This window comes from Acidobacteriota bacterium (assembly GCA_018001935.1).
Taxonomy (GTDB): Bacteria; Acidobacteriota; JAAYUB01; order JAAYUB01; family JAAYUB01; genus JAGNHB01.
Window position 1 is genome coordinate 7,501 of record JAGNHB010000028.1, and the last position, 22,519, is coordinate 30,019.

General features: G+C 69.5%; 16 protein-coding genes. 5 read left to right on the plus strand and 11 right to left on the minus strand.

What is annotated here, in order from left to right; all coding sequences use genetic code 11:
* The first annotated feature begins 863 nt into the window (after positions 1–863).
* The gene (locus KA419_11760; protein MBP7866611.1) at positions 864–1,139 is read left to right on the plus strand and encodes a hypothetical protein; all 276 of its coding nucleotides are present in this window, start codon (positions 864–866) and stop codon (positions 1,137–1,139) included.
* Positions 1,140–1,392: 253 nt separating this feature from the next.
* On the opposite strand, the gene KA419_11765 is transcribed toward KA419_11760, so the two are convergent.
* The 8 genes from KA419_11765 to maf all read right to left on the minus strand — a co-directional run bounded on the left by KA419_11765 (position 1,393) and on the right by maf (position 11,887).
* Positions 1,393–3,615, minus strand: coding sequence for a protein kinase (locus KA419_11765; GenBank protein MBP7866612.1), 2,223 nt, complete (start codon positions 3,613–3,615; stop codon positions 1,393–1,395).
* A 1,420-nt stretch (positions 3,616–5,035) separates the two neighbouring features.
* Positions 5,036–5,752, minus strand: coding sequence for a hypothetical protein (locus KA419_11770; GenBank protein ID MBP7866613.1), 717 nt, complete (start codon positions 5,750–5,752; stop codon positions 5,036–5,038).
* 82 nt (positions 5,753–5,834) lie between these two features.
* On the minus strand, positions 5,835–6,512 hold the full coding sequence (locus tag KA419_11775; GenBank protein ID MBP7866614.1) for a hypothetical protein: 678 nt from the start codon (positions 6,510–6,512) through the stop codon (positions 5,835–5,837).
* Positions 6,509–7,225, minus strand: a complete 717-nt coding sequence (locus tag KA419_11780) for a lipid-binding SYLF domain-containing protein (protein MBP7866615.1) — start codon at positions 7,223–7,225, stop codon at positions 6,509–6,511. The genes KA419_11775 and KA419_11780 overlap by 4 nt, the downstream gene beginning before the upstream one ends.
* Positions 7,226–7,355: 130 nt before the next feature.
* Positions 7,356–8,399, minus strand: coding sequence for a tRNA epoxyqueuosine(34) reductase QueG (gene queG / locus KA419_11785; GenBank protein MBP7866616.1), 1,044 nt, complete (start codon positions 8,397–8,399; stop codon positions 7,356–7,358).
* A gap of 182 nt (positions 8,400–8,581) precedes the next feature.
* Entirely contained in the window at positions 8,582–9,250 is a 669-nt protein-coding gene (locus KA419_11790; GenBank protein MBP7866617.1) for an alpha/beta hydrolase, read from the minus strand.
* Positions 9,247–11,280 carry a tetratricopeptide repeat protein gene (locus KA419_11795; GenBank protein ID MBP7866618.1) on the minus strand — a complete coding sequence of 678 codons (2,034 nt, stop codon included), beginning with the start codon at positions 11,278–11,280 and terminating at the stop codon, positions 9,247–9,249. Before KA419_11795 ends, KA419_11790 begins: the two co-directional genes overlap by 4 nt.
* Positions 11,281–11,293: 13 nt before the next feature.
* On the minus strand, positions 11,294–11,887 hold the full coding sequence (gene maf, locus KA419_11800; GenBank protein MBP7866619.1) for a septum formation protein Maf: 594 nt from the start codon (positions 11,885–11,887) through the stop codon (positions 11,294–11,296).
* A 173-nt stretch (positions 11,888–12,060) separates the two neighbouring features.
* Here maf and KA419_11805 point away from each other — a divergent pair, with 173 nt between their 5' ends.
* From KA419_11805 to KA419_11815, 3 genes are all read left to right on the plus strand, one after another.
* A complete protein-coding gene (locus tag KA419_11805) occupies positions 12,061–12,591 on the plus strand; it encodes a DUF721 domain-containing protein (GenBank protein MBP7866620.1) in 531 nt (176 codons plus the stop codon).
* Positions 12,576–13,796 (plus strand): threonine synthase, encoded by a 1,221-nt coding sequence (thrC, locus tag KA419_11810; GenBank protein MBP7866621.1) that lies wholly within the window; start codon positions 12,576–12,578, stop codon positions 13,794–13,796. The genes KA419_11805 and thrC overlap by 16 nt, the downstream gene beginning before the upstream one ends.
* 527 nt (positions 13,797–14,323) lie before the next feature.
* A complete protein-coding gene (locus KA419_11815) occupies positions 14,324–15,793 on the plus strand; it encodes a nuclear transport factor 2 family protein (protein ID MBP7866622.1) in 1,470 nt (489 codons plus the stop codon).
* 320 nt (positions 15,794–16,113) lie between these two features.
* Here the strand turns inward: KA419_11815 and KA419_11820 are convergent, their stop codons facing one another.
* From KA419_11820 to KA419_11830, 3 genes are all read right to left on the minus strand, one after another.
* A complete protein-coding gene (locus KA419_11820; protein MBP7866623.1) occupies positions 16,114–16,728 on the minus strand; it encodes a hypothetical protein in 615 nt (204 codons plus the stop codon).
* 16 nt (positions 16,729–16,744) lie between these two features.
* Complete coding sequence (locus KA419_11825; GenBank protein ID MBP7866624.1) at positions 16,745–18,142, minus strand: radical SAM protein; 1,398 nt, start codon at positions 18,140–18,142, stop codon at positions 16,745–16,747.
* A gap of 308 nt (positions 18,143–18,450) precedes the next feature.
* Positions 18,451–20,862 (minus strand): DUF4922 domain-containing protein, encoded by a 2,412-nt coding sequence (locus tag KA419_11830; GenBank protein MBP7866625.1) that lies wholly within the window; start codon positions 20,860–20,862, stop codon positions 18,451–18,453.
* Positions 20,863–21,272: 410 nt separating this feature from the next.
* Here KA419_11830 and KA419_11835 point away from each other — a divergent pair, with 410 nt between their 5' ends.
* Entirely contained in the window at positions 21,273–22,517 is a 1,245-nt protein-coding gene (locus KA419_11835) for an efflux RND transporter periplasmic adaptor subunit (protein MBP7866626.1), read from the plus strand.
* Positions 22,518–22,519 lie beyond the last annotated feature (2 nt).

Here is a 22,519-nt window from a genome sequence, read left to right on the forward strand (position 1 = left end):
AGAACCACGAACCACGCGAACGAAGAAGACAGAAAAAAAACAGGCGGTCTCAACCTCTCGCCAAGACGCAAAACCACCAAGCCTCGCAAAGCCGGAACCGGAAAAGGAAGATCCCTTTGCGAGGCTTTGCATCCTGGCGTCTTTGCGAGAGACCTTTCTCGTCGATTCCAAACCCGGATCGGCACAAGCGGGGCATTGCAGCTCCGGGTCGGTTTTTCCCGCCTTCGGGAGTCGCTCGCCGCTGCGTCCCCACCCCGTCAGGGGTGTAATGTTTGTAGTAAAAGCGGTTATCTTAATTTCCCCCGCGCGCCGCCGGGGGTGAAGCGTTCTCCGGAGCGCCCTCCCGGACCGGCGGCGCGCGGGGGAGGACAATCTTTATAACTGCCTTTTCTACAAACATTTCACCCCTGACGGGGTGAGGACGCGAAGGGCACGATCCAGGTAGGACGAGAACGCAGCGGGTATGATCCCGGCGGAGTGAAGGCGCGAAAGGCCACCAACTGCCGAACCCTGTGGGACCCGGACACGGGAACTTCTTCGTTTTCCCGGACCCGGTGTCGTTTTCCTGGATTCGGCGGCTGAACCAGCCGACCTGGTCGCGGAAACACCGAAAGCGGGGGACGTCGTCCAGGAACCGTGTTGCTGCCTGTATTCCCGCGCCCGGCGACCTTCGTCCCGGCCCGAGCCCGGGCGGGCGCTCACGCGTTCCCGCCCTGCCGTTCCCGGGCCGGGACGACCCGTGGGAACTTCGTTCATGGGGACCCCGCCCGAAGTACCTCTCCAGCCAGGGGAATCGTTCCCACAGAGACGTGACGATCCGGTGGGAGGCGGCGTGGCGGAAGTGGCCCCGATAGGAGGCCAGCGTGGCGCGGAGCCTCCCCGTGACGGCCGTGTCGTGGCTTTCCCACACCCTGCCCCGCCAGGGGCGGACCAACTCCTTCCCCAGCGCAACCAGCTTTTCCCGGCAGGCGCGGACCACCCTCCGCCGCACCAGCAGGTGGGGGGGGCGGACCACGTACCCCAGAAAGTCGCAACCATTCGAGACCCGGGGCCAGCACCCGGCCCCGGGGGTTCAGCGGCAGCCTCCCCTTCCGGACGGCCCCTTCCGCGGGGTCCGTGAAGAGGACGGCCTCAAGTAGCCGGGCCATGGGCTCGCGCCAGGGGACCCCTCGCCGGTCCATCCGCCCCACGAGGACGTCGCAGAGGACCGACTTGTCGATCCGGATGAAGAAGGAGCGGACGTCCAGCTTCAAAAACCAGGCTCTTCGGGAGTTGTTGGCGGTGACCCTTCGCATGAAGGCCTGGAGCCGCCCCACCGCGGCGTGTATCCCCTTCCCCTTCCGGCAGGAGAGGTACGCCGCGTGGAGGTTGCGGAAAGAGAAGAGTTCGCGATCATCTTCCGGGGGAGCGCACCCCCCGGGCCCCGTAGGAGGCGTTGCGGACGTCGCGGTGGTACTCGCCGACGTTCCCATCGTAGAAGCTCATGTCGCGGAAAACGCCCGGGCTACTCTCCTCTTTCGACCAGAACCAATAGGCTCCCCCAGCGGCGAAAAGCGGACACATTCTGAGCGGCGCGTACGCATCGTTATCATAAGCCAAGACTTTGTACGAGGTGTCAAAGAGGGACTGAAGTTCCCTGATGCTCGGCATCCGCCAGTCCGTGTGGCCGCCGGTGGTGAGGCCGTCCACCCAGGCCTTGGCCTCATCCCAGTTCATCCCCCGCCCCGCGGCCTTGCGCGAGTCCGTCTTCGTCCACATCAGGCCCGTCTTCGTGTCCGTCACCGTCCCGTCCCCGTTGTCCACGTAGTGGCCGTACTTCACGTTCCTCTCGGGAGCGGGCGGTTCCGGAGAGGCTTCGCCGGCGGCTGGAACCGGCGCTGTGGACGGCGCGGGGACCTTCACCTTCGAAACGGGTGCCGCGTCCGTTCCCACGGCTCCCGCGGGGGGCGTCCCGGTTTCCGGCCCGGCTTGAGCCGGCGGCGCGGGCGGGGTCGGTTCCCCCGCGCCCGTCCCAGGCATCATCTTCACCAGCAGGTAGACCCCCAGGCCCACGGCCAGGATCAGGGCAAAGACGCCCCAGGCGGAACCCCTCGACCGGGGGGCTTTCGCCGCGCTCTTGGCCTGCGCCGGAATCGTTGGCGACGGAGAAGGGGCGGGAGACGGCCCGAGCTGCGGTTTTGGCGCCGGAGGCGGCGGCGAAGGCGGTTTGGGGGCCGGCTTCGGCGCCGGGGGTAGGGCCGGTGGGGGGGTGAGGGGCGTTTGGGGAAGCGGTTCGGGTTTGGGGGAGTCGCCACCTGGGAAGGCGGCGTTCCTTCCTGCGGCGCCACGGCCGGCAGCACCCCCTTTGGCGGCGGCTTGGGCTTGGGCGGCCGCCCGGACGCTCTCCCGGAGGCGCTCCGCGCGGGCGGGGTGGAGGAGGTGAAGGTCGTCGGTGCGCTCGGCGGCCTCGGCGAAGCGCCCCGCCTTCACCAGCGCCGCCGCCTCGGCCTCCAGCGCCACCGCCCGCTCCCGCCGTTCCCCGGCGCAGACCAGGCACACCCCCCACTCCGGGTCCCGGTGGCGCGGGCACAGCCGGCCCTTGCCGCAGTCGGGGCAGCTGAAGAGCTTCCCCGACTCCGCCGGGCGGCCGCACACCGCGCACGCCACCAGGGTCTCCCCCACCTCGGGCTCCGGGAGGGTCTTCGACATCTCCCCCGTCTCGTCGGGGTCGGGGGCTGGGGGTGGGGGGAGCGGTTCGGGTTCAGGGAGTGTGCCGCCTGGGAAGGAGGCGATCCTTCCGTGGTTTTCGCCGCCTTGGAAGGCGGCGCCACTTCCGGCCCCGGCGCAGGCGCGAAGCGCCTCGCGCATGGCCCGGGCCGAGGGGAAGCGCTCCGCCGGTTCCTTCGCCAGCGCCCGGGAAACCACCGCCTGCAGTTCCGGGGGAATCCCCTCCGGGAGCGGGCCCGGCGGGTCCTTCAGGATGGCCTTGAAGAGCCGCGTCATATCGTCGTAGGGGAACGGGAGCCGCCCCGAGAGCATCTGGTGCAGCATGACCCCCACCGACCAGACGTCCGTCCGCTCGCTGCGCTCCCCGTCGAAGGCCTCCGGCGCCATGTAGGGCAGCGTCCCCGTCACCGTGGCGCTGTGGCCGCTGCTCCTGAGCACCCGCGCCAGCCCGAAGTCGGTGATGCGCGGCCGCCCCGCCTGCATCAGCACGTTGGCGGGCTTGAGGTCCCGGTGCAATATCCCCCGCGCGTGCAGGTGCTCGAGCCCCTCGAGCACCCCCAGGGCCATCTCCGCCGCCGCCGCGACGGAGGGGGCCCGGCCGCCGCCGGCCGCCAGCCAGTCCTTCAGGGAGCCCCCCGCCGCGTACTCGCTGACGATCACCAGGCGGCCGTCGAAGATGTCCGCCTCGATGAGGGGGAGCACGTTGGGGTGCCCCGCGGCCCGCTGCCACACCGCCGCCTCCCGGCGCACCGCCTCCACGTCGGGGTCCTCCACCAGCGGAACCTTCAGGGCGAAGCGGGTCACCGCCAGCGTCGTCCGCTTCTCCGCCAGCCACACCACGCCGAAGCCCCCCTCGCCGAGGCGCTTCACCAGGTGGTAGGGTCCGATCCGGCCTCCGGGGACGAGCATGCGGGCCTCCCTGCAGTGGCGTTCTCGAAAAGCGATCCTACACGCCCGCCCTGGAAAAGTCAACGGGACGCGTCCAGCGGAGACGTTCGCACGCGCCGTCCCGGCGCGGGGGTAGGGGAAAGCCCGAGGACGCCCCCCCCGGAATTCAAGCGTTGTGGAGGTGCGGGTTGAAGTCGTCTCCCGAACTCCGTCAGGAGTTCAATCTGTGGAGCGTCGCGGGGCGAAGGCGCGAAAGCAACCAACTGCCGGACCCTGACTCCTGAGTCTCTCGCAGAGGCGCGGAGAAACCCCGCAGAGGTTTTCGGTGGAAATGGGTGCTTTGATTGGCCCTGCGTCCCTGCGCCTCTGCGCGATACCCGGATTCAGGATCAGAACACCCACCCGGATTCAGGACCATGACTCCCACCCGCGATTCAGGGCCAGGACACCCATTTCCCCCGCGCCTCCGCGCCCTCACCCCGTTAGGGGTGAAATATTTGTAGCAAAAGCGGTTGTTTTAAATTTCCCCCGCGCGCCGCCGGGGGTGTATAATGCTCCTCGGATGCCTGACAACCATCGGTGAAGCTGAAATGCGATGGATCGGTGCGAGATGATGAACAAGTTGTGTCGGGACTTGTCTATCTGTGCATATATATCATTGATATTGTTCGCTTTGGGATGCGGAGGGAACGCCAGAGGCACGGAAGACAAGAGGCCACCGTCAACCGGCAACGAAAATGTAACGCCGGAGACAAGAACCCTATGCGATTTCTCGGAATTCAGACCTGTCACACTTTCGAACTTCGTGCATTGTTGTCTGTCAAAAAGGATTCTGCCCGAGTTTCCCGGAGAGATCAGGAGAGAAGGAACACACTTACGTGCGAGAGTTGTCTTCATCGTAAATCGAGAAGGACGAGTCGTCAAGACCTGTGCAGACGCTGAAGCCGTTCACTGTGTTGAAGAGGAGAACACGCGTCGACAATGGATGAAAAGCGTCGTATCTTGTGCGGAATCAGCCGTCACACAGTGGAGATTCGTGCCGAATTTCGGCTTTCAGGAGACGAGCATCGCTCATGTCAAGGCCAATGTTGTATTTGATTTCACAATCACCAATGGGGTGAAGAGGATCCACTATTTCAGCAATTGACGCGTGAGGCACTCCCCTCTGAAATACCCATCAGGACACGCGTGAGGGAGGAAATCAGGGCACCCGCTCCTTCGCCGAGATGGGTGTCTGTATCCCGACATCAGCCACAGCCGCCGCACTTCAGTAGATCGCGGTGCCCCCCCCGTTTCCAGCCCCCGGGATGCGCCGAAGGCGCATCATCCCTTTGCCCGGGCCAGCGGCCTGAGTACCCGGGGCGAGCGGAGCGACGCCCCGCGGATACCGTCCCCATCCGCGAGGTCCCCCCGCTCCTGGCCCGATCTCCTCGGGAGATCGTCAGAACCGGTGGGAGCCGTCGGGCATGTGGCAGGTGAGGCAGGTGTCCTTCGGGCCCGCGTGGGGGGCGTGTTCCTTCAGGTTCCGGGCCCCCTCGTGGCAGGACCCGCAGAACCGCGTCGGATCGGACGGGGTGAGGGGCTTGCGCGGGTCGGCGCTGTGAACGACGTGGCAGTCCCCGCACCAGACGCCTTTCCGGGCATGTTTGCTGTCCAGCCACTGGTTGTATTCCTCGTCGACGGCGGCGCCGCGCTCCGCCACCCAGAAGAGGTTCAGGTCCGCCCCGGCCCGGTAACCGGCGGGGAAGGCCCGGCCGTCCTTCGCTTTCCCCCGGGAGTGGCACTGGCCGCAGACCATGGCCGCCCGGTCGGCCTTGAGGGCCCCGAAGCTCACGATGCCCGCTTTCCCCGCATGGTTGCCGCCGGGACCGTGGCAGGCCTCGCAGCCGATGCCGTCCTCGGCGAACTTGCCCGTGGCCGGGTCGTAGCCGGTCGATCGCTTGAAGTTCGACAGGGGGTCGGAGCTGCTCTTCGCCCTCACCCGCCCGTGCCGGGATTTCGCGTAGGCCGCCGCCTGGGGGGCGTGACAGGACCGGCAGCGGGCGGAGGAGACGTAGCCCGCCGGCTTCGTCTCCTGGGCCAGGGCCTGCCACAGCAGGATCAGGGACAGGGACGCCCCCAGGGCCACCGGGAAGCTGACGCATCGCGTGATGGGCATAAGGCCCTCCTGCCTGCTTGAGTGATCGTCGCGTTCAGGATAGCTCCGCACACACAAGGTTGTCAATAATCATTTCCCCGGTCTATCCGGCTTGGGGGGAACCCGCCGGCGAACGTCCCGCGCTCCCGGGGTTGTCAACGGCTTTCACCAGGGCGTCGACAACGGTCTCGACCGGGAGGGGGAACCCCGCCGCGTGCAGCGACGTGACGAAGTCCCGGTGCGGCCGGCCCCGCCGGTAGTCGGGCATCCGGCCCGGCATGGGGAGCAGTTCCTCGAGGGTCAGGGGGGACTCGGCGACGTTGAGGACCGCGTGGCAGAACACGAGGTGGCGGTTCCGGTAGAGGGCGGACCCGCAGATCTTCCGCCCCCCGATCTCCAGGTCCGAGATGCCCGCGGTCCCGACGCCCCCGACCCCCAACTCCTCCAGCGCACGGCGGACGGCCTCGTTGAGCCGGTTGAAATACTCCCGCGACGGCCGCCGGAGATCGGGCCGGGACACCAGGGAAAGGACGGCCGTTGCCGGGCTCAAGACCACCGCCTCCCCGCCCGAGGGGCGCCGGTAGACGGGGATGCCCCGGGAGGCCACAGCCTCCGCCGCCACCGACAGGCGGGGGTCGTTGCCCCGCCCAATGACCACGCAGAGCCGCGCCGGCCGCCAGGCGAGCCGCTCGAAGGCGGGGCCCTCGGGCGCGAGCAGCGCGGCGTCCGGGAGGTCGTAGTCCCGGGCCCCGTGATCCCCCTGGGGCACGGGGGGCGTCATTTCCCCTCGTACGGCTTCAGGAGGGTGTGCAGGGGCTTGACCTCGACGGGCCGGGGCATCTTCGCGTCGAAGAGGATCTTCCGGTGGCCCACCAGCTTCTGGTAGAACGCGGTGTTCGCCTTCTGGTCGATGTTGAGGACGGCGCCGTTGAGGGAGATCCCGGCGAAAAGGCCCTTGCTCCGGGAGTAGGAGAGGATCTCCGCCTTCAGCAGGAGGTCGGTCCCCGCCTCGGCGTTGCGCCCCACGGGACCCGCCGTCACCTTGGCGTCGCCGCTGAGGGTGAAGTTGTCCTTGAGGACCGACTCGAAGCCCCGGGGGTTCTGGATCACCAGGACGAGGTCCACCGCCTGCCCCCCGATCTGCAGACCGAAACTGCCGCCGGAGATGGACACGAAGCAGGGGTTGCTCCACTTCCCGTCGGGGAGCTTGTGAACCATGATCCCGTAGCCGTGGCGGGCCCCCACGAGGAAGGCGCCGCTGATGACGTTCGGGATGACCACGAGGCCCTCCGCCTTGCGGAGAAGGGAGTCGGGGATCCCGTCCTCCGGGATGTTGACGATCTCGCCGAGCACCTCCACGGACTCGCGGAGCCGGTCCACGGTCTTGGCCCGGTCGAGGGCCAGGACGGGTGTGGACGCCCCCGCCGCCAGCAGCAGGGCCAGGGCCGCGAGAAGTGCCGTTCTCCGCCGATTCCGTCCGTTTGATAACGTCATGTCCATTCCCTCCAGAAATAGTCCGTTCATTGTCGTTTTTCCGCGTCTTCCGCGGTTCAACCGCAGAACACGCTGAATACGCTGAAAAGAACCCCGTAAGTAGAGAGGCCGGGAATCCCGGCCGGTTTCGTCAACCCGTGATTCCCGGGCCGGCGGGGCCGGGATCGAAGAACTCCCGCCACTGGCTTTCCGCAAGCGGCCGGCGCCGGCGGATCTCCCCCAGGACCGGGTGACCCGGCCACCCGGGGAGTTCCGCGGACAGGGCCACCAGGTTCCGCAGCAGCCCCGCGAGCCCCGCGCGGGCGAGGGCGGTCTTCCCATACGCGCGCAGGAAGGCTTTTCCGCTCATCCGGGCCAGATCGTCCACGCCCGGCGGAAACGTCCGCGGGACCCCCGCGAACCCGCCCGCCCCAACCCCCGGTACCGTGCCGGCGTTGTAAGGGCAGGCTTCCTGGCAACGGTCGCAGCCGAAGAGCATCCCGCCGAGCCGCCCCTTCAACCCCCGCGGGATCACCCCGCGGTTCTCCACGGTGTGCCAGGCCACGCAGCGGCGGCAGTCCACACGGCGCTGCCCGTCCAGCGCACCGGCGGGGCAGGCCTCCAGGCAACGCCGGCAGTCGCCGCAGCGGTCCGCCACGGGCTCGCCCGGCGGCAGCGCCGCGTTGAGCAGGATCTCCCCGAGGCAGAGGAAGGAACCGAGGGCGGGGTGAACCAGGCAGGCGTTCCGACCGACCCAGCCCAGGCCGGCGGAGACCGCCAGCGCCCGCTCGTGCAGCGGCTCGGCGTCCACGCAGACCCGGCCGCGGAGCCCCGGCCAGCGATGCCGAAGGGCGTCGAGGACCCCTTCCAGCGCGCGCCGCACCCGGTGGTGGTAATCCTCCCCCCGGTAAAAGCGGGAAACACCCGGGAGCCGCCCGCCCTCGCCGGCGTCCTCACAGGGAAAGACGCAGACCAGCACGGACAGCGCCTCGGGGAAAAGCCGCCGCGGGTCGGCACGGACCGCGCGGTGCGCCTCCACCCAGGCCATCCCCGCGTGGAAGCCGTCCGCGACCCAGCGGGCCAGGGCGGCGTCGGCCCCCGGGATCGGGAGGGCGGGCGCCGCACCCCAGGCCGGAATCCCCGCGCCCCGGCAGGCTTCCGCGACGGCCGCCTCCAGGTCGTGGGGACCGGGCACGGAATCGCCTCCCGGGCGGGTCTCCAGGCCATCCGAACCGTGAGTGTCCTGAACGTGCAGAAAGTGAGTGTCCTGAAGCTGCGGGCCGGGGACACCGGGCGCAGACCCGTTGCCCAGGTTAATTTCCGGACCCTTCGGCCCGTGAGTGTCCCGGGGTTGCGGCAGGTTGGGGTCCGGCCCGGTCACGCGCTCTCCCCCCCGGCCGACGGGCCCGGGTCGATCGGGCGCCCCGCCAGCCGCTGCACCGCCGCCTGGAGCTGCGTCAGTTTCCCGGTGAAGGCGTGGTCGGCGTCCGGGACGATCTCGAGGGATCGCAGGCTCCCGGCGTCCCGGACCAGTTCGCGGACGGCCTCCGGGTCCCCGAATTCGTCCCGGTCGCCCTGGATGAAACCCGCGGGGAACGCCTGCCCCCGCAGGAAGCCGAAGTCGTAGACCGCCACGGGGGTGCCGACGGCCAGGAAAAACCGGGCGCCCTCCACCGACGGCATGGCCCGCAGGCCGACCCAGGCGCCGAAGGAGTACCCCGCGAGGACGAGGCGTGCCGCCCCGGTCGCCTGGCGTGCGTGCTCCGCGGCCGCCCGGAGGTCCTCGACCTCCCCCCGACCCTCGTCGTGCACCCCCGTGCTGGCCCCCACGCCGCGGAAGTTGAACCGCAGGACGGGCAGGCCGACGGCCAGCAGGGCCTCGGCGGACCGGGCCACCACCTTGTTGAGGAAGGTCCCGCCGTACCGCGGGTGCGGGTGGCAGACCACGGCCGCCCACCCCGGCACGGCGCACGCCGGCGACTGGAGGACCGCTTCCAGGCAGCCCGCCGGTGAAGGGACCCGGAACGTTTCCCCCCGCGCCGTCACTTCACCAACCGCGGCCGGAGTTCCCGGAGCTTTTTCTCGATCTTCTCCCGCTCCGCCGGGTCGCGCTGGATCCGCAGCGCCTGCTCGTAGAACTCCCGGGCCTTGTGGTCGTCCTTGAGCGCCCGGTAAGCGTCCCCCACGTGGTCGAGGACGGTGGCGTCCCCCTCGATGCCCCGGGCGGCCTTGAGAAGGTACTCCAGCGCCTTCGGGTACTCCTTCAGGCGGAAGTAGCCCCACCCCAGGCTGTCCAGGTACGCCGGGTTCAGGGGTTCCAGTTCCAGCGCCTTCCGGATGTACTCCATCCCCTTCGCCACGTTCAGGTCGAGGTCGACGAGCATGTACCCCAGGTAATTGAGGGCGACGGCGTTGTCGGCGTTCTCCCGCAGGAAAGCGGTGAGGACCGCTTCCGCTTCCTTGTACTTTCCGGCCCGCTCCAGGACCGCCCCCTGCTGGAACTGGAGCGCTTTCCGTTTCGGGTCGGCCGCGAGGCCGCGGTTGACGACCTCGATCGCCTCGTCCCAACGCTTCGCTTCCATCAGGGCGGAGGCCAGGCCGAAACAGAGGCTGGCCTTGTCCTTGTCGTCCGCTTTCTCCATCCGCTCCGCGACGGCTTTCCGGGCCTCCTCCAACCGGCCCGCGGCCGCGAGGGCCTCGCCCCGGGCGTTGAAGATCGCCAGGTTGCCGGGAAACTGCTTGTCGCCCTTCGCCAGCGTCTCCAGGGCCTTGTCGGTCTCCCCGCGCTTCCGGTAAACCCCGGCCATCCGGACGTAGACGTCGTCGTCCACGCTCTCGGGGTACTCGTTGAGGAGCCTCGCCAGGAGGCTGAGGGCCTCGGTGTCGCGCCCCGCCTCGAGGTTGAAGGTCACCATGGCGGACACCACGGCGCGCTTGAAGACGCCCGCGTTCTGGATGTCGAAGAGGGAGGGGTCGCTGTCCAGCTTGGTGAGGACGGGCTCCAGCGTCCGGGCGGCCGTCATGGAGTCCCCCGCCATGCTGTAGGCCACCGCCAGGTAGTAGATGTTCTCCGGGTTCGACGACTCCTCCTCCACCGCGTCCTGGAAGGCCTGGATGGCCCGGTCGTGCCGGTTCAGCTTCTGGCAGGCCATCCCCAGCAGGGTCAGGATGTCGGCGTTGCGGACGTGGTTGGCGATGGCGGCGTCGAGGACCTCGACGGCCCTGGCGTCCAGGCCCCGCTCGTGCAGGATGCGGGCGTAGTTGAGGTAGGCGTTGGGGTCGAAGGCGTTGCGCGCGATGAGGTCCTGGTAGGTCTTCTCGGCGTCGTCCACCTTCTGGGTATTCTCCTGGATGCGGGCCTTGAGCAGGCGGATCTGGACGACGTCGGGGTAGGTCGTCTCCGCCTGCTTGAGCACCTCCAGGGCCTCGGCGGACTTTTCACGGCTCAGGTACAGCTGGGCCAGGAAGAGGGCGCCGTCCAGCGAGTTGCGGTCCACCTCCAGGTAGCGCTTGAGGTACTCCTCGGCGCGGTCGAGGAGGTTGGCGGCGTAGTAGAGGCGCCCGAGAAAGAAGAGGGACTCCTTGTCGCGGGGGTCGATCTCGAGGATGGCATTGTAGGCTTCCACCGCCTTCTGCCAGGCGGCCCGCGACTCCGGGGTGGCGGCATAGTCGCCCCCGATGGCGTTCACGCTGAGGCCGGCCAGGACTTTCCGCACGGGGATCGACCGGGGGTGTTTCTTGAGCATGTCGCCCAGCAGCGTCTCGGCCTCGGGCTTCCGGTCCTGGGTCAGGAGCGCGATGGCCAGTTCCACCACCAGGGTGTCGCTGTCGGGGTCCAGGGCCAGGGCCTTGCGGAACAGCTTCTCCGCCGAGGCCGGGTCGTTCTCCTCGACGCAGTCGCGGGCCCGCAGGAAATAGTAATAGGACATCCCGGCCTCGGACTCCGGGCCGGCCGCGGGCGGCCGGGTCTCCGTGCCGGGGGCCCCGGGCGTCCCGGCGGCGAAAACGGCGCCCGCGGCCAGCAGCGCCGAGAGCCCGATGGAAACGGCCCCACGAAAGAAGTTGCGGTATGTCATGCTCACCTCGCGTTCAGCGTTGGTCGAAGGCGTCGAGGGGGATGCCCATCGACGCCAGCGTTCGGAAAAAACGGTTCACCGGGAAACCCACCACGTTGAAGTAGCACCCCCGGATCTCCCGGATGAAGAGGGAGGCGTACCCCTGGATGGCGTAGGCCCCCGCCTTGTCCCGCCAGTCGCCGTGCGCCAGGTACCGGTCGACCGCCGCGGCGGACATCCGGTCAAAGCGGACCGCCGTGACCTCGGAGACCACCGCGGGCCCCGGCCGGTCCGGCGCGTGCAGGCACAGGCCCGTCACCACCCGGTGGGAGCGGCCGGCCAGGGCGGTGATCATGCGGCGCGCGTCCGGCTCGTCGACGGGCTTGCCGAACACCCGCTCCCCCAGGTAGACCAGGGTGTCGGCCGTGATGACGAGGCCGGGCGGGGGAGGGCCCGCGGGGAGGTGCTCCCACTTCCGCAGGGCGTACTCCCGGGCGAGGGACGGGGGGTCGGGGTGCCCGGGAGGGATCACCTCGTGGTAGGCACTGTCCAGGACGCCGAAGCGGAGGCCGAGGTCCTCGAGGATCTTCCGCCGGCGCGGGGACTGGGAAGCCAGGTACAGCTGCATGTCGCGGACGCCCTCCCGAAAGGCCCATTATAGATGATGAGTCCGGCGAATTCGACACAATTCCGGCCCGCACGGACGCCCCCGCCCCGACGGCGGCGGGAGCCCGCCGCCGCTCCCCCAACTTTGCCGGCCGGAGCCGGCGGATGTGTGCGATAATGGGGCGGGAGTCGCGAATGGAAGCACTGGCCGGCATCCTGGAACACTTGATCCGAACGAAAGGCCCCCCGCCGGAGGAGTTCTACGCCGCCGTCCTGCCGGCCCTCTGGCGGCGGGTCGTGGGGGTCAAGCTCTTCGAGGTCACGCGGCCGGGCCCGCTCCTCAAGGGGCGCCTGACGGTCCTGGTCCGCGGGGCCGCCTGGAAGCGAAACCTGGCCGGGATGGAGCCCGTCTTCCGCGAGCGCCTGGAAGCCTTCCTGCCGCCGGGAACGGTCCGCGACATCCTCTTCCGATCGATGCCGGGCCGGTTTGCGGAGCCCCCCGCCGGCGCCCCGCCCGCCCTGCCCGAGGAGGATTTGCTCTGGGCGGGCCGGTGCGCGGCCGCCATCCGGAACGAGGCGCTCCGGGAGGTTTTCCTCCGGGCGCTCAAAGCCCGGATGGCGCTCGACCTCGAAACGGCGGCGGCCGGCAGGGCCCCCGACGAACAAGACCGGGCCGCCGGCGAAAAGCCCGCGGCCCCACAGGAGACCCCATGCGATTCGACCTGATGTGCACCGATTGCAACACCGTCTACGACCTGGCCCCGGACCGTACGGTCTGCCCGGCCTGCGCCGCGGGGCAACTCCCGCACCGCCCGCTCCGGGGCGTCCTGGAGGTGCGCCTCACCCCCGACGGACTCGATTCGGCGGAAGGGGAGATCACGTCGCCCCTCTCCCCCGCGGAAGTCGACATCGGAAGCTTCCTCCCGGTGGGGCCGGCGTTTTACCCCCCCGTCCCCGTGGGGAACACGCCGCTCTGGGCCCCCGCCCGTCTGCGGGAGGAACTCGGCTTCCCCCGGCTCTTCATCAAGGACGACGGGCTCAACCCCACCGGTTCGCTGAAAGACCGGGCCTCGTGGCTCGTGGCGGCTTTCGCGCGCAAGCACGGCATCAAGGAGGTCACCGCCGCCTCCACGGGGAACGCCGGTTCCTCCATGGCCGGCATCGGCGCCGCCGCGGGGCTGAACGTCACGCTCTTCCTCCCGAAGACCGCCCCCCGCGCCAAGATGATTCAATCCCTGCAGTACGGCGCCCGGCTGGTGCTGGTGGACGGCAACTACGACCGCGCCTACGACCTTTCCCTGGAGTTCACCCGCGCCCGGGGCGGGCTGAACCGCAACACCGCCTACAACCCCCTGACCATCGAGGGCAAGAAGACCGTGGCGCTGGAAATCGCCCGCCAGCTGGGGCGCGCCCCCGAGGCCGTCTTCGTCTCCGTGGGCGACGGCGTCATCCTGGCGGGCGTGTACAAGGGCTTCCTGGACCTGGTCCAGATGGGCTTCATCCCCCGTGTTCCCCGAATCTACGCCGTGCAGGCGGAGGGGAGCGACGCCGTCAGGCGGGCCTTCGAGAGCGGGGATTTCGGGGAACCCCGAACGGCTTCCACCGTGGCCGACTCCATCTCCGTGGACGTCCCGCGGAACGGCTACCTGGCCGTCAGGCGCCTCCGGGAGAACGACGGGCGCTGCGTGGCGGTTTCCGACCGGGCCATCCTGGAAGCCCAGCACTTCCTGGCCTCGCGGACCGGGTTGTTCAGCGAACCCGCCGGGGCGGCGGCCTTCGCCGGTTTCCTCGCCGTCCGGAAGGACCTCCCCCGCGACGCGCAGATCGTCGTCATCGCCACCGGCAACGGGCTTAAGGACGCCGACTCGGCGGCGAAGTCGGTCCCCTTCCCCGACCGGGCCATCAAATCGCTCGAGGAACTCGAGGATTGAGATAACCAGGGGATGCCGATGGGCCGGAAGGGCCCGGAAAGAGGATGTCGTGCCGCCTTGCCGGGCGAGTGGGTCGTACGGGTGGAAACGCGTGTTCCCGCTCCGGAGGAGCGCAGTCATGACAGCCCGACCCGGTTTACGGCCCCCGCTCCGGAGCGCGATTTTGGTAGGCAGACCCGGTTTTCAAGACCCCGCTCCGGCAGAGCGGGATTATCGGAATCGATCTCGCTGTCGAAGGTCGATAGGCTGAAGGCTAATAGACGGAAGGCCTGACAAGAACCTCTCCTCATGAGTGAACATTAGTGCAATCAGTGGTTCCTCAGTCACATCCTGACTTCTGTCTCCTGACCCCTGACTTTCCCGTTCGTGTGGTTCGTGTGGTTCGTGGTTCCTTACTCCTGATCGTCCGTTGAGGGATGGATCGCCACGGTCGGACCCCGGCCGGGATTCACTTGGGTGTGCCATGACGCGTAATCGCAAGGTGAACCGTGATCCCCCGGCCCGTCGCCGGGAAAGGAAGGCCCCGGATGAAAACCGCACCCTGGTCACTGTGTTTACTCGCTGCCATCGCGACCGCATTTCCGGCGTCGCCGCCGGCTCCATCCGCGGCGGACGCGGACGAAGTCGCCATCGCCGCCGCGGTTGACGACACCATCGGCTGGTTCGAAACCAAGGACTTCAAGCGGCTCTACGACGCCCTGGCGGACGACCCGGCGTTCTTCATCTTCCACCCGGACTCGGCCTCCACCGTCCGGGGCATCGAAGCGTTCCGGGCCTACGCGAAGATCTTCGACGACCCGGAGTTCACCTACGCGGGCCACACGATCCGGGACCTTCGGATCCGCCGTTCCCGCGCCGGCGACACGGCCTGGTTCAGCGCCCTGCTGGACGACTGCGCGACCTACCACGGGAAGAAGGGCTGCTGGAAGGACTGCCGGTGGACGGGCGTCCTGGAGAAGCGCGGGGGCCGGTGGGTCGTGGTCCAGATGCACTTCTCCTTCGCCGAGGACCAGGTGGCCGCCCGCCGGCCGTTCTGGGAGCACGCCCTCGACGGCGTCGCGGGGCTGAAGCTCGAGGCCCGGACGGCCGAGGTCGTGGAGAAGGACGGCACGCCCGCCCTCCGGCTCGACGGCCTCGTGCTGATCGAGGACCTCCGCCGGGCGGACTTCCGGGCCGAGGTGGAGGTCCTGGCCGAGGGGGCCTGCTACCCCGGCATCGTGTTCCACGCCCGGGACAAGGCGAATTACGAACTGGCCTACGCCGTCCCCCACGCATCCGGCCTCCCCGACGCGATCCAGTACGACCCGGTCTTTCGGGGCGCCAACACCTGGCAGCTCTTCAACGGCCCGGCCTACCAGAAAACGGCCTCCGTCCCCAAGGGGACGTGGTTCACGCTGTTGGTGACGGTCCGGGAGGGGCGTGCCCGGATCCAGGTGGGGGACCAGCCCCCGCTGGTGGTGGAGACCCTGGCGCACGGGCCCGGTGCCGGGGGGATCGGCCTGTGGACCTACCAGCCGGCGTACTTCCGCAACCTCCGGGTTTTCCCGGCCGGGGAGATCCGGGAGAAGGGGGAGCGCCCCGTGGAACCGGCGGACGCCGTGACGCGGTGGACACTCCCCGACGGCGCCGTCGTCACTGCGGAACCGGGCGGGGTCGTCAACCTGGGCCGGTTCCTGCCGCCCTCGACGGAGCCGGTCCGTCTCCGCCGGACCTTCACCCTGGCCGAGGCGGGCGAGGTGGAAATCGGCCTGGGCTTCAGCGACGAGGTGGCCCTGCGCGTGGACGGGGAATCGGTGTTCCAGGGGACGAAGCGCTTCAAGGGTTTCGCCGACCTCCCGTCCCGCGGGTGGGTCACCCCGGGTGCGCAGACCGTCCGGAAGGACCTCCCCGCCGGCACCCACGAGATCGTCGTCGAGATCAAGGCCTCTGAGCCCTTCGGTTGGGGCTTCGTCCTGACCCTGAAAGGCCCCGGGCTCACCCTGCCGCCGCTGCCGTAGCGGCATCGACACCACGAACCACACCAAGCACACGAACAGAAAAGATCAGGACACCCACTCAACTGGCAAGGTGGGGGTCCTGTCTTCCTGCTGTCTTCCTGCTGTCTTACTGCCTTTGCGAGCTTGGCGCCTTGGCGAGAGCCGGCCCGGATCCTGATCTCGCAAAGGCGCCAGGTTCGCAAAGAAAAACGGATCGCCGGAGAAGCTGCCAAGGTGCACGAAAGCGCGCCCTCACCCGGAGGGTGAGGGTACTTTAGCGACCGGTTGGGTGTCCTGTCCCACGATAAACCCTCCGTGGGGCCCTTCGCGATCCGGCGGGCTCAAGGCGCCGGCAGGGGCCGTGGCGAGACCCATCCCGGAATTCTGAACAACTCGGTGCGGGCATAGTCGCAAATCACCCCCTCGTTGTTCAAAGACAAAGAATATTCCAAGTTGCCTTGGTATCCGGACAATATCCATATGAACCCCTCATGACAGGTGATGGACACGATGCTTCGCCCGTTCTCGGCGCCCCCGTTCCCGAAGTCGGGGGTCAGCAGGCCCGCCTGAACCAGTTCCTCGAAGCTTCCGAAGCGTCTCCCCTCCCCTGGCCCCTGGAGATAGCGCTGCTCCGCCAGGCCCGCTCTCACCAGGCGGTAGAGTTGCTCGATCCGGATGGGCCCCGGCGGGGGGGGCTCGCGCCCGAAAGCCAGGAAGCCCAGGGCCAGGCCGATCATCATCAGAAGGTAAAACAGTCCTCGCCGCACCTGCCGAACCACCGCCCGTTCTTTCCGTCCCCGCCACCGCCCGTGCAGCGCGAGCCAGACCGCGGCGATCATGAAACCCAAACCCGAGCCGAAGACGACGGGGTTGACGGTGGTGACCGCAGCGGCCACGTAAGCCAGGTGGAGCTGGACGGCCTTGGTCACGGGTGTTCCCTGGGCATGGACTTTCATGGTGTTCGCCTCCTCTTCAGCAGCTTTGGCCGGGCCCACCCGGCAGGCCGGGGCTTCCGGCCAGGGTCCAGAACATCTCCAGGACGGCCTCCCGGTGCCCCGCGCACCCCGGCGGCGGGGCGGCCAGGGAGCCGGTACAGGCGAACGCCTCCCCCCGGCACCCCGCCAGGCACCAGTGCCGGACCGCGCACGAGGCGCACGACGCATCCAGGGCGGCGAACCGGGTCTTCCCCCGGTGGCGGGCCAGGCCCTCCGACGCGCGCCACCAGCGGGCGAAGTCGAACCCCGGCTCCCGGACGTTCCCCAGGCGCATCGACAGGTGACGGGTGTTCAGGCAGGGGTAGAGGGAACCGTCCGCATCCAGGAGGAAGGTCTGGCTCCCCGTTCCGCAGGACTCCCGCCGGACCGACTGACGGCAGGTGTGAGCCAGGATGGAGAAAAGGTCCCGGCCGGCGAGGCCCGCCAGGTCCTTCCGGCGCCGGAACAGGCCCGCGGCCGCCCGGACCGCCTCGGGCAACGGCGCCTCCCGGACCGCCGCTTCCGGGGCGCGCCCCATGTGCTTGAGGGGGATGAACCGGGCCTCCCGGGCCCCCAAATCCCGGGCCAACTCGAAGTAGCGCTCCAGGTGCGGGAGGTTGTCCGCCGTGCACACCATGCTGACAAGGACCCGCACCCGGTGCCGGGCCAGGGTCCGCACCGCTTCCACGGCCCGTGCGAAGCTCCCTTCCCCGCGCAGGGCGTCGTGCAGGGCGGCGTCGGGCCCGTCGAGGGACACCTGCACCTCCAGCCCGGCCGTGCGGGCCCCGTCGGCAAAGGCCGGCGTGACCCGGTGCCCGTTGGTGGACACCTGGGCCCGGATGCCCCGCTTCCGGCACCCCTCGGCCACGGTCAGCACCCGCTCCGGGCGGAGGAGGGGCTCCCCCCCCAGCAGGAAGAGCCACGGACACCGGACCAGGAAGGGTCGGGCCCCGTCCAGGACCCGCAGGACCTCGTCGGCCTCCAGCTCGGGCCCCATCGCTTCGGGGTCGTCCGCCTGGAAATAGCACATGCGGCAACGCAGGTTGCACGCCGCGGTGACGTTCCAGGCCGCGTTCTCGATGCGGGGGGGGAAATCCGGCTCCCGTTCGGCCCGTCTCCCCCGCCCCGCCGGCTCACGGACGATGCCGAGGCGCATCAGCGTCCGCAACACGCCCGCCACCGCCCTCCGGGTCGACCCGGGGCGGGCCCCGAGCGCCTCGCCGGCGGTCCCCGACCCGTCCAGCGCGAACAGGTAGTCGCGCATCTCCCCGTCCACCACCATCCAGTGGGGCACGTTCCCCCACACCAGGAGCGTCCGCCCCTCCCGTGAGCCTTCCAGGTCGGGGGGGACCAGGGCCAGGGGGTGATCAAGAAGGCGGGAGAAAAGCGTCTTCATGGGTTCTCCGAAAAGCCCCCTTCCGGGAAATCGGCGGGCGCAAGGCTTCGGCACGTCCCGGGGCGAGACTTGGCATGAAATATTATAGCATCCCACCCGCCGTCCCGCCTGCAGGAAGATCGGGCATGGCGGCAGAGGGTGGCGGAGCGTGTAGACGCAAGGGGTTCTCCGGAATGAAACCGCGGCCGAAGCGTCACCCCGGGAGCCGGGTTCCAAGGGTCCCTTTGGCTCCATGGGTTCCATGGGTTCCTTGGGTCCCTTTGGTCCTTTATGTCCTTTTGGTCCTTTCGTCCTTCCCCGAGTTCCTTTCAGTCATAGAGCCTCTCCACCGTCGTCCCCGGGAAGTAGCGGGCGAGAATGGTTGCGGCGTCCGCGCCCCGGCAGGCCATGACGGCCGCGCCTATCTGGCAGAGGCCAACCCCGTGGCCCCACCCCGCGCCCCGGAAACGGAAGGCGGCGGGGGCCCCCCCGTCGTCGCCCACGGCCTCCGCCGTGAAAGCCGAACTGAACAGGTGGGTTCGCGAGAGGACGCGGCGGATCTCCAGTTCCTTCCCCACCACGAGGTCCCCCGCTTCGCCCCGCAGGAGCACGCGGACCAGCCGCCCCGACGCGCCGCGCTGCAGGGGGACGATCGCCAGCAGGCGCCCCGGGTCCCAGCCGCCCTTCGACCGGACGAGCTCGTCCAGTTCGCCCCGCGGCACGGTCCGCTCCCAGCGGTAAAAGTCCGTGGTGGCCCGGTCGAAGCCGGGGAGGACCCGCCGCAGGACCGCCTCGTCCCGGGTGTTGCAGCAGGCTTCGGGAGACGCCTCGATCCAAGCCCGGGCGGCGCCCTCGGTGGTGAGGTCGGGAACGGCCTCCCCCCCCGGCCAGTCGTCCCGCACCGGGACCAGGCCGGGCAGGTTCACGTCGCCCCAGGCGCTGCGGAAGACCTCGCTGACCCCGCCGCAGCACTTGGAGAAGCGGGTGTCCACCACCGAGACCCCGTCGTGGACCACCTGCCCCCGGGTCGCGCGGATGGCCCCGCACGCCGTGGGGTTGGAGACGCGCAGCACGCCCTGGTAGCGCTGGCAGTGGTCGTCGTTGCAGACGTCGAAGTCCCCGTGGCGCTGCCGGTCCGTCCACCGCCAACGGAGGACGTCCAGCGGAGGGAGGATCGCCGGGTTGAAGCCCTCCCCCTCGGCCCGCCCCAGGAGCTGCGCCAGGACCCAACTCCGGGAGATGACGGCGTGGGCCTCCAGGAACGCTTCCGGGGCGTCGGGGTGCATCTCCGAGGCGATGACGCTCTCCAGGTAGCGCTCCAGGGGCACCCGGTTGACGGCGGTGAGCCGGCCGCCCCGTTCGAGGACCTCCAGGGCGCCCTCGAAGACCAGGTCCTCCCGGAACTCCCAGTGGAAATCGAGCCCCACGGCCACGCTTTCCAGCAGGAAACGGCTTTGGGGGCCCGCCGGCTCCAGCCGGGCGGGGGCCGATGTTACCCGCCGGCAACCGTCGCGGCTCTCCAGGCGGAGACGCCCGTCCGCGGGCCGGACACACCAAGCCCCGGGCGGCAAGGTCTCGCCGCCCAACCTCCACGCCCCGTCCAACCGGATCGACAGGGCCTCGCGGTCTTCCGCCAGCCCCACCCGAAGCTCCGGCTCCGCCGACGGCGTCGAGGGAAGCCGCCGATCCGCCGGCGGGGCCGGTTCGCCGCCCGCCGCCACGCCGCGCCGTGCGGCGGCGGCAACGACGGCCCGGATGTCCTCCACCGGCGGGCAGACCTCCGCGAAGACCCCCTCGATCTCCGCCGCCGTGAGGGTCTCGAAATCGTGCCGCCGGGGGGTGACCACCACCCCGGCCAGGTCGATCAGGCCGGGGCTGACCAGGCGTCCGCCGGCTTCCGGCGGGAGGTGGTAGCCGGCCGGCCGGTGCCGGGTGCGGGGGAAGACGCACAGCACGAGGCCGCCCCCGGGCTCGGCCCAGGCGGCCAGGTTCACGGGGGGCTCGTCCGGGGCCCAGGCGTCGCCCCCGGCCGGGAGGCGCGGCAGGGCGTCCGCCAGGGCGGTGAAGGCCTCCGCCAGGACCTTCGCGGAGGGCGATTCCAGGACGAGCACGAGGCGGTTGTAGTCCCGGAGCGTGTAAAGCTCCGCCCCCCGGAGGGGGGGAAGGGGGTCCAAAAACGCCGATTGCGCGGACTTCCGGCGCACGTGGTACCGGTCCGTCTCCAGGGGGGTGGCGTAGCGGGGGAAGGCCTGGAAGTGCAGGTGGTCGGGGGCGGAAGCCCCGCATCGGGGCCCGTTGTACAGCAGCGTCCAGCGCCCCGCAAAGCGCGCCGCCAGGTCCAGCATCGGCCCGATGAACCCCGCGATCGCCTGCGGGCGGTGCTCCCGGTGGATCAGCGTGGGGTGCGGGTAAAAGATCGGGAAAGGGTTCAGGAAGGCCAGCAGACCGTGCCCGAGGTCGACTCCCCGCTCTTCGGGCGGCAGGTTGACCTCGCACAGGAAGCAGGGCCGCTCCCGGACCGACGCCGGGGAGGGGTCCGCCAGCACGTTCACCTCGCGGGACGGGTTGAACTGCAGGAAAACCGAGAAGGCCCCGAGGCGGATTTCCCGGTAGCGGGATTCCACCCACCGCCGGCGCGCCCCGGCCAACTGCGGCCACTCGGCCTCCTGCCGGCGCGCCAGCGCGAGGAGGGGGTCCACCCCGGCTGGTGTCTCCACGATCCGCTTCGCCCATCCGCTCATTGGCCCTCCTCGAACCCGGGGATTCAAGAGGGTAGCATACCAAAAACAAGGACCCTTTGCACCGTCGCCGAGCGGGGGAAGACCCGGGTCGGGTGAATTGGTCGGACCAGTCGGACTTGTCGGACCTGTCGGACCTGTCGGACTTGTCGGACTTGTCGGACTTGTCGGACCGGTCGGATCGGTCGGACTTGATTTGCCCGCCCCGCGGCGGCGAAATGCCCCGGAGCGTCTTCGCTTTCACTGTAAACCGGAGGGAAATACTAAATTTTATTCCTTGATATTTTTTCCCTTGACGTTTCGTATACGTAGCAATATTCTGGCGCCTCGACCGCCCGGCGGCGGGAAGGTCCCGGCACCGGGTGTCGGAGGCCGGTTCAACCGGCATCCAGAGGCTCGAAAGGAGCGCCCCCATGACGATTTTTTCCAGGATCCAGCGTGTCGGTCTTTCCGGGATCCTCCTCGCCGGGCTTTTCCTGTGCGGCTGTGCGAAGAAGCCGGCCCCCCCGCCGCCGCCGGGACCCCCCGAGGTCGCCGTCGTCACCGTCCGCACCGGGCCGGTGGTGCTGACCACCGAGCTGCCGGGCCGGACGTCGGCCTACCTGGTGGCCGAGATCCGCCCCCAGGTGAACGGCATCATCCTCAAGCGCCACTTCACGGAAGGGGCGAACGTCCGGGAAGGCGACCTGCTGTACCAGATCGACCCGACGCCCTACCAGGCGGCGCTGGACCAGGCGCAGGCCGCCCTCGTCACCGCCGAGGCGGACCTGAAGGTGGCCGAGGCGAACCTCCCCGCCCTGCGCTCCCGGGCGGAGCGTCTCAAGGGGCTCGCCGTTATCCGGGCGGTGGGGCAGCAGGACGCCGACGACGCCGACGCGGCGCTCAGGCAGGCCCTGGCCGCCCTCGAGGCCCGGAAGGCCGCCGCGGGGGTCGCCCGGGCCGCCGTGGAGAACGCCCGGATCAACCTGTCTTACACCCCCATCAAGGCGCCGATCTCCGGGCGCATCGGCAAGTCCGACATCACCGTCGGCGCGCTGGTGAACGCCTACCAGCCGGTCCCGCTGGCGGTGATCCAGCAACTGAACCCCATCTACGTGGACGTGACCCAGGCCAGCACGGAACTGCTGCGCCTGCGCCGCAAGCTGGAGAGCGGCCAGCTCAAGCAGGACGGCAAGAGCCGGCGAACGGTGAAGCTGCTGCTGGAGGACGGGTCCCCCTACACCGAGGAAGGCACCCTCCAGTTCCGCGACGTGACGGTGGACCCCACGACCGGGTCGGTCACGCTGCGGATGGCGTTTCCCAACCCGAAACAGGTCCTCCTGCCCGGGATGTACGTCCGGGCAGTGGTGGAGGAAGGGACGAGCGAGGAAGCCATCCTCGTTCCCCAGCAGGGGGTCACCCGGGACCCCAAGGGGAAGCCCGTGGCCTGGGTCGTGGGTGCGGACGACAAGATCGAGCAGCGCGAACTCGTTCTGGACCGGGCCATGGGGGACCAGTGGCTCGTCACCCGGGGCTTGGCCGCCGGCGACCGGTTGATGGTCGAGGGCTTCCAGAAGGCCAAGGTGGGCGCCAAGGTGAAGGTGGTCCCCTTCTCCGGGCCAGCCCCCGGCACGAAGACGGAAGGCGGCGACACCCCTGCCGACGCGCCGAAGCGCTAGGG